We start from the raw sequence: 6,112 nt of genomic DNA on the forward strand, positions 1-6,112 counted from the left end.
TTCTTAAATCTGTGTTCAAAAAAAATAAGAGGAACGTAGATTGGAGTAATCCGAGAAATCTGAGAAATTACTTAAATCTATGTTCTAAAATAAACGTAGGTACCGTTCGTCAGTTCGAGTGTTTTTTGTGGAGAGCAACGGAACAAAAAATGTATCGAGATTTCGTCAGTTCGAGTGTTTTTTGTGGAGAGCAACGGAACAAAAAATGTATCGAGAACCGTTTTATATTCAAAAAATGTATCGAGAACCGTTTTATATTCGAGAAAAGTATAATTACTAAAGTATCACAATGAAACCTTTAATTGAAAAATTATTATTGGAAGACGCCACGATTCATAAAGTAAAATATGATAAAGAGTGGTTTTATAATTTGGATGACATTGCGTTTTATCTGAAAGAAGATTTGTCTGAAGTAGATTTCATACATTTACCAATGCTGATTTTTGATGAAGAAGAAATAGTAAAATGCAGTACATTTGAAGAAATTCAAAGAGGTAGGAAAGAGGCGAAGTAACGATAACTTTTTGTTAAGAAATAAGTTAGGTAAACTATAAAGTGTTTTTCAAATAGTGACTGATTTCAAATAAAAGTCAGTACTACTTTTTGTTTTCATGGAATTTAATTGCAACTTTATAAAAATTTTCGGCATGGATAGCAAAATGAAAACTAGGTTACAATCACTTCAACACTTGTTTGTTGCCCTAATATTAATTCCGAAAGGTTATGATAAAATTGCGCATCATTACAATTTAATTGGATGGATTATCTTACTCATGGGAATAGTAGCTTTAGGCTATTTTATCTATCAAAAAACAGTAAAAAGAAGCAATCACTTTCTAGCTATTGGAATGCATTTATTTGAAAGTATCGCACTTTTCTTGACAACCTACGTTTATTTCATTGAAGGAAAAACATTCTTACCTTACATAACCGGCCTTGCTGGAATTGGCTTTTTAATTGCAACGATGGTACATTTAAAGCATAGTAGAAAAAAGGAAGAATTATAAGTATACCGTCGAATCAATTCAAAGAGTTCAGTAATAGATTAAAAAACAATCAAGATGGATGCAAATGCACTAGGAGAATTGAAGATTAAATACCAAGAAGTGATTGATTTAATCGCACAGAAAAAACCGATGGAAGCAGCAATGAAACTTTCGGAAGTCACAGAAAAAGTCAATGATTTAATCGATTATGCTACATCAGATAAAGAACTGCAAGCGTTGAGTCCGTTTCAAATTTTGTCCAATCATTTGCAGTTGAAGATAGATCTATTAAAATTGCCGTTGAATTAAATTTAATAGCGGTTTAAGTAAATATAAAGGCACAATTATTGTGTCTTTTTTTGTTTAAAATCGATATATGAAAAGAATAGTATTTTTACTTTGCGTAGTGTTTTTATCCTGTTCTGAAACTGGTTCTAAAAAAGCAATTGAAAATAAAATTGTTGGAATCATTCCGTACAAAGGAATTTCTAACGAGCAAGTTGCGATTCTGTCCAAAACAATTGAAGATTTTTATTTAATTCAAACGACGATTCTTCCACCAAAAGACCTTCCGAAATCGGCTTTTATAAACATTAAATCGCCAAGATATCGTGCCGATAGTATCATTAGAATTCAAAATAGAAACAAACCCGATTCTTTAGATTTTGTAATGGGATTGACTACTAAAGATGTCTCGGTTACTAAAAAAGAAAAAGATGGAACCATTAAAAAACCCGAATGGAAATACAATGATTTTGGCGTTATGGGTTTGGCGTATTGTCCGGGTAAAAGTTCGATAATATCAAACTTCCGATTAAAAAATAAAGATAAAAAACTAGAATTAGAACGCTTTAAAAAAGTGGTTATTCATGAATTCGGACATAATTTAGGTTTGCCACATTGCGAGAATACACATTGTGTTATGACAAGCGCAGCAGAGAAAATCAGTACCATTGATACCGAAAAAATGGAATTGTGTAGCAAATGTAAAACACAATTGAAAATTGAATAAACGCTGTTCTAACCAAAACTTTTTTTTTAAATAAACAGTAAAATAGTATATCTTAGCGTATTAAATTATTTTTATGAAATCGCTATTAACAACAAGTTTGTTGCAAACAAACACCAATAAATAAAAGGCGATACCATATATGACCTCTAACAAATCAAATTTTACATATATGAAAAAAAGTATTGTGGCTTTAAGTCTGGTTTTTTTATTTGCTTCTTGCAAGAAAGAGGAGCGCGTTAAAACCGATGCCGATTTTGAAAATTACAAAAAAAACTTCGTGGACAATTTGTGGAAACTCAATCCGGGTTGGGCTTCGAATGTAGGATTTCACAAATACGATAGCGTTTTGGTGGTTCCAAATGCCGATTATTCTAAGAAATTGGTGGATTTTGCTAAAGCCAATTTAGATTCGTTAGAAACCTATTCGATAGACAATTTATCGGATAATAATAAAACAGATTTCTACATGATTAAGAATTATGCAGAAAGTTCTCTTTTTTCGATAAACGAATTAAAATCAGATACTTGGAATCCTTCAGACTATAATGTTTGTGGCGCATTTGCTGAAATATTAAACGGAAGTTATGACACTTTAGAAACCCGATTGAAGAATTTCGGAACTAAAATGGACAATATTCCGGCGTATTATGAAGCTGCAAAAGCGAATATCAAAAATCCAACAATTGAACATACGCAATTAGCCATCGATCAAAATTTAGGTGGTATTTCAGTATTTGAATCTGATTTAAAAGCGTCTTTAGACAAAAGTAAATTATCGGAAACAGAGAAATCGGCTATTTTGGATAAAGCACAAAAATCGGTTGCAGCGATAAAAAGTTATGCTGATTGGTTGCAGAAATTAGATAACAAAACACCAAGATCATTTCGATTAGGAAAAGAATTGTATGCTAAGAAATTTGATTTCGACATTCAATCAAGTTATTCAGCCGATGAAATTTATCAGAAAGCAATAAATCACAAGAAAGACTTACACGAAAAGATGTTTGTTTTAGCCGATAAATTATGGTCAAAATACATGGGTTCAGCTCCAAAACCTACTGATAAATTGCAAGTTATCCGTCAAGTAATAGATAAAATATCGTTACAACATACTTCACCAGAAAAATTCCAATCGGAAATAGAAAAGCAAATTCCAGAACTTACGGCTTATGTAAAAGCGAAAAACTTACTTTATATAGATCCATCAAAACCATTAGTTGTTCGCAAAGAACCTGATTATATGGCTGGTGTTGCTGGCGCATCTATTTCTTCGCCTGGACCTTATGACAAAAATGCCAATACATATTACAACGTGGGAAGCATGTCGGGTTGGGATGCTGAACGTTCTGAAAGTTATTTGAGAGAATACAACGATTATATTTTGCAAATTTTAAACATTCACGAAGCAGTTCCTGGACATTACACGCAATTGGTTTACAGCAATCAATCGCCAAGCATTATAAAATCTATTTTAGGCAACGGCGCAATGGTTGAAGGTTGGGCAGTTTACACCGAACGAATGATGCTAGAAAGTGGTTACAAAAACTCTGACGAAATGTGGTTGATGTATTACAAATGGAATTTGAGAACTACGTGCAATACTATTTTAGATTACAGCGTTCACACCAAAAATATGTCGAAAGAAGAAGCGATTAGTTTGCTAACGAACGAAGCCTTCCAACAACAAGCCGAAGCCGATGGAAAATGGAAACGCGCAACGTTATCTCAAGTGCAATTGTGTTCGTATTTTACAGGTTACACCGAGATTTACGACTTTAGAGAAACGTTAAAAAAGAAAGATGGCGACCAATTCGATTTAAAGAAATTCCATGAAACGTTTCTTAGTTACGGAAGCGCACCAGTGAAATATATTAAAGAATTGATGTTGGATAAAAAGTAAAGCGATTAGCCACTAATAAAAAAGGAGTTCAAATAGTTTGAACTCCTTTTTTAATTATAAAATTTTCTTCACCAACCAATAGACTACAATAAAAACGATTACTGTTCCGAAACATCCAAATTTTGTGTTTTTTGCGGCAAAAAAAGCGGCAATAAATGCGATTAAGTTTTTCATAGCCTTACGTTTTAATTAAATAAATCATCAATTTTTTTGGCCAGTTGATGATCTAAATCGGTTATTTCATTTTTATCGTGACTGTATAAAGTGATTTCAAGTTGAAATGCTTTATGGATTTTACAATCGGGATGATGGTTGATTTCATCAGCGTAATTGGCTACTTTTAATAGAAATTGTGCTAATTCAGTTTGCGATTTAAACTTGAAATTGTTTACTAGTTTTCCGTCAATTACGTTCCATTCCATGATTTTAGTATTTACCGTTTAGAAGTTCTCCACCGATTGCCGATTTGGTTTCGATGCCGAGTTTCTTCATCATTTCAAAGGTAGTACAAACTGCGGCAGATGTAACCGGAATTCCACATTCTGCTTGAATTAAATCAATTGCTTCCAAAGATGGCATTTGAACACAAGCCGAAACTACTAAAACATCAACATCAGTCAAATCCAATTGCTTGTAAATTTCCAATAAATTCAACGGATTTTGAGCAGCAACTTCCAAATTATCTGGAATTTCCAAAGCAATACTTTCTTTTACTTTGATGCCTTGATGTTCGATATAATCTACAACCATATCGGTTAAAGGTCGCATGTAAGGTGTAATTATCGAAATTTGTTTCGCTCCCAAAACCTTCAATCCGTTAATTAAAGCTCCTGCTGAAGTTACAATTGGAGTAGGAAAGTCGTTTGCCACAGTTTCCTGATGTAAATTCACTTCAGAAACGCAATGATAACCTCTTCCCATACTCATAATGGCAACCAAACAAGCATAACCCATAACATCAACATGTGCGTCAGAAAGTTCTTGAGCACATTTCAAACTCATGGCATCCATGGCTTCGAGTTCTTCTTTAGTTACTTTTTTCATTCGCATTCTGCTTGAATGGAAGGTAAAACGTTCTGGCAAAATGGTTTCGCGCGAACGAAAGATTGCTGGTATTTCGGTTTCCATCGTTACGTTACTTGATGGAACTATTTGTCCTATTCTGTATTTCATTTATATTTAGTTTACAGTCTCAGTCACAGTTAGCAGTCTGAAAACTGAAAACTGTGACTGAATACTAATTTTATATTTCCTTAACTGTATTCACAATAGTTCCAATTCCTTCTACAGTAGCTTCCACAACATCGCCATCGTACATCCATTCTTGCGGATTTCTTCCTGCGCCAACACCTGATGGAGTTCCGGTTGCAATTATATCTCCTGGTTCTAATGTGAAAACGATACTTAAATCTTCAATTAAATCATTGATATTGAAAAGTAGGAATTTGGTATTGGAGTTTTGTTTTTCAACGCCGTTTACTTTTAGTGATAAGTTTAAGTTGTGTGGATTTTCGATTTCGTCTTTGGTAACTAAAATTGGTCCCATCGGTGCAAAGGTATCTTGTCCTTTTGATACAATCCACTGACCTTCACGACGGCAATCACGTGCTGAAATATCGTTGATAACGGTATAACCAAAAACGTAATCCATAGCATCTTCCTTAGAAACGTATTTTCCTTTTTTACCAATTACAACTGCCAATTCCACTTCCCAATCCAATTGTTCGGTAAGTTTGGTGTTTTTTATGATTTCTGTATTTGTGGCTGTAACCGTTGTTGGTGGTTTTGAAAATATGATTGGTTTTTGCGGTAATTTTCCGGTTGTGTCTAATGTTCTGGCACTTTCGGCAACGTGTTCTGTATAGTTCAATCCAATTCCGATGATATTTTTTCTAGGTTTTTCGATAGGAGCGAGGATGGTTACTTCGTCCATTTCATAACAGATTTCTTCGAAGAAATTTTCGGGTGTTTCTGAAACCATTTCGGTTATTTCGGCTATGATTTCAAATCCCATGTCGATTAGTTCCAACATATCATTTGGTAATGGAAAATTAGATATTTCTCCAAAATCTTCCATGTCAATTACTTGATTGTTGTGGATGAAGCCTAATCTTGGTTCGGTGTCTTGTGTTTTGTAGGTAAGTAGTTTCATTTGTTTGCCGCTAAGACGCAAAGGCGCCAAGTTTAAAGTTTATTTTCTATACTCTATATTCT

At 33.6% G+C, this 6,112-nt stretch carries 8 protein-coding genes; 5 read left to right on the forward strand and 3 right to left on the reverse strand.

Annotation, left to right across the window (positions count from 1 at the left end; all coding sequences use genetic code 11):
* Nucleotides 1–289 precede the first annotated feature (289 nt).
* From DIU01_RS09910 to DIU01_RS09930, 5 genes are all read left to right on the forward strand, one after another.
* Nucleotides 290–514, forward strand: a complete 225-nt coding sequence (locus DIU01_RS09910; protein ID WP_290833992.1) for a hypothetical protein — start codon at nt 290–292, stop codon at nt 512–514.
* A gap of 145 nt (nt 515–659) precedes the next feature.
* Nucleotides 660–1,007, forward strand: coding sequence for a hypothetical protein (locus DIU01_RS09915; protein WP_290833993.1), 348 nt, complete (start codon nt 660–662; stop codon nt 1,005–1,007).
* Between the two features lie 54 nt (nt 1,008–1,061).
* Nucleotides 1,062–1,295, forward strand: coding sequence for a hypothetical protein (locus DIU01_RS09920; protein WP_290833995.1), 234 nt, complete (start codon nt 1,062–1,064; stop codon nt 1,293–1,295).
* A gap of 67 nt (nt 1,296–1,362) precedes the next feature.
* The gene (locus tag DIU01_RS09925; protein WP_290833996.1) at nt 1,363–1,998 is read left to right on the forward strand and encodes a matrixin family metalloprotease; all 636 of its coding nucleotides are present in this window, start codon (nt 1,363–1,365) and stop codon (nt 1,996–1,998) included.
* 169 nt (nt 1,999–2,167) lie between these two features.
* Complete coding sequence (locus DIU01_RS09930; protein ID WP_290833997.1) at nt 2,168–3,898, forward strand: DUF885 domain-containing protein; 1,731 nt, start codon at nt 2,168–2,170, stop codon at nt 3,896–3,898.
* Nucleotides 3,899–4,083: 185 nt separating this feature from the next.
* Here DIU01_RS09930 and DIU01_RS09935 read toward each other — a convergent pair whose 3' ends face one another.
* The 3 genes from DIU01_RS09935 to DIU01_RS09945 form a co-directional block, all read right to left on the reverse strand.
* Nucleotides 4,084–4,320, reverse strand: a complete 237-nt coding sequence (locus DIU01_RS09935) for a 4a-hydroxytetrahydrobiopterin dehydratase (RefSeq protein WP_290833999.1) — start codon at nt 4,318–4,320, stop codon at nt 4,084–4,086.
* Nucleotides 4,321–4,324: 4 nt separating this feature from the next.
* On the reverse strand, nt 4,325–5,071 hold the full coding sequence (locus tag DIU01_RS09940; RefSeq protein ID WP_035127377.1) for an Asp/Glu racemase: 747 nt from the start codon (nt 5,069–5,071) through the stop codon (nt 4,325–4,327).
* Nucleotides 5,072–5,141: 70 nt separating this feature from the next.
* Nucleotides 5,142–6,050 (reverse strand): fumarylacetoacetate hydrolase family protein, encoded by a 909-nt coding sequence (locus tag DIU01_RS09945; RefSeq protein ID WP_290834003.1) that lies wholly within the window; start codon nt 6,048–6,050, stop codon nt 5,142–5,144.
* Between the last annotated feature and the right edge of the window lie 62 nt (nt 6,051–6,112).

The organism is Flavobacterium sp. (assembly GCF_003525665.1).
Taxonomy (GTDB): Bacteria; Bacteroidota; Bacteroidia; order Flavobacteriales; family Flavobacteriaceae; genus Flavobacterium.

What these genes read in the sequence shown, in the direction of transcription:
- DIU01_RS09925 (WP_290833996.1), top strand. Translation starts at nt 1,363, where the DNA reads ATGAAAAGAATAGTATTTTTACTTTGCGTAGTGTTTTTATCCTGTTCT.
- DIU01_RS09940 (WP_035127377.1), bottom strand. Translation starts at nt 5,071, where the DNA reads ATGAAATACAGAATAGGACAAATAGTTCCATCAAGTAACGTAACGATG.
- DIU01_RS09945 (WP_290834003.1), bottom strand. Translation starts at nt 6,050, where the DNA reads ATGAAACTACTTACCTACAAAACACAAGACACCGAACCAAGATTAGGC.
- DIU01_RS09920 (WP_290833995.1), top strand. Translation starts at nt 1,062, where the DNA reads ATGGATGCAAATGCACTAGGAGAATTGAAGATTAAATACCAAGAAGTG.
- DIU01_RS09915 (WP_290833993.1), top strand. Translation starts at nt 660, where the DNA reads ATGAAAACTAGGTTACAATCACTTCAACACTTGTTTGTTGCCCTAATA.
- DIU01_RS09910 (WP_290833992.1), top strand. Translation starts at nt 290, where the DNA reads ATGAAACCTTTAATTGAAAAATTATTATTGGAAGACGCCACGATTCAT.
- DIU01_RS09930 (WP_290833997.1), top strand. Translation starts at nt 2,168, where the DNA reads ATGAAAAAAAGTATTGTGGCTTTAAGTCTGGTTTTTTTATTTGCTTCT.
- DIU01_RS09935 (WP_290833999.1), bottom strand. Translation starts at nt 4,320, where the DNA reads ATGGAATGGAACGTAATTGACGGAAAACTAGTAAACAATTTCAAGTTT.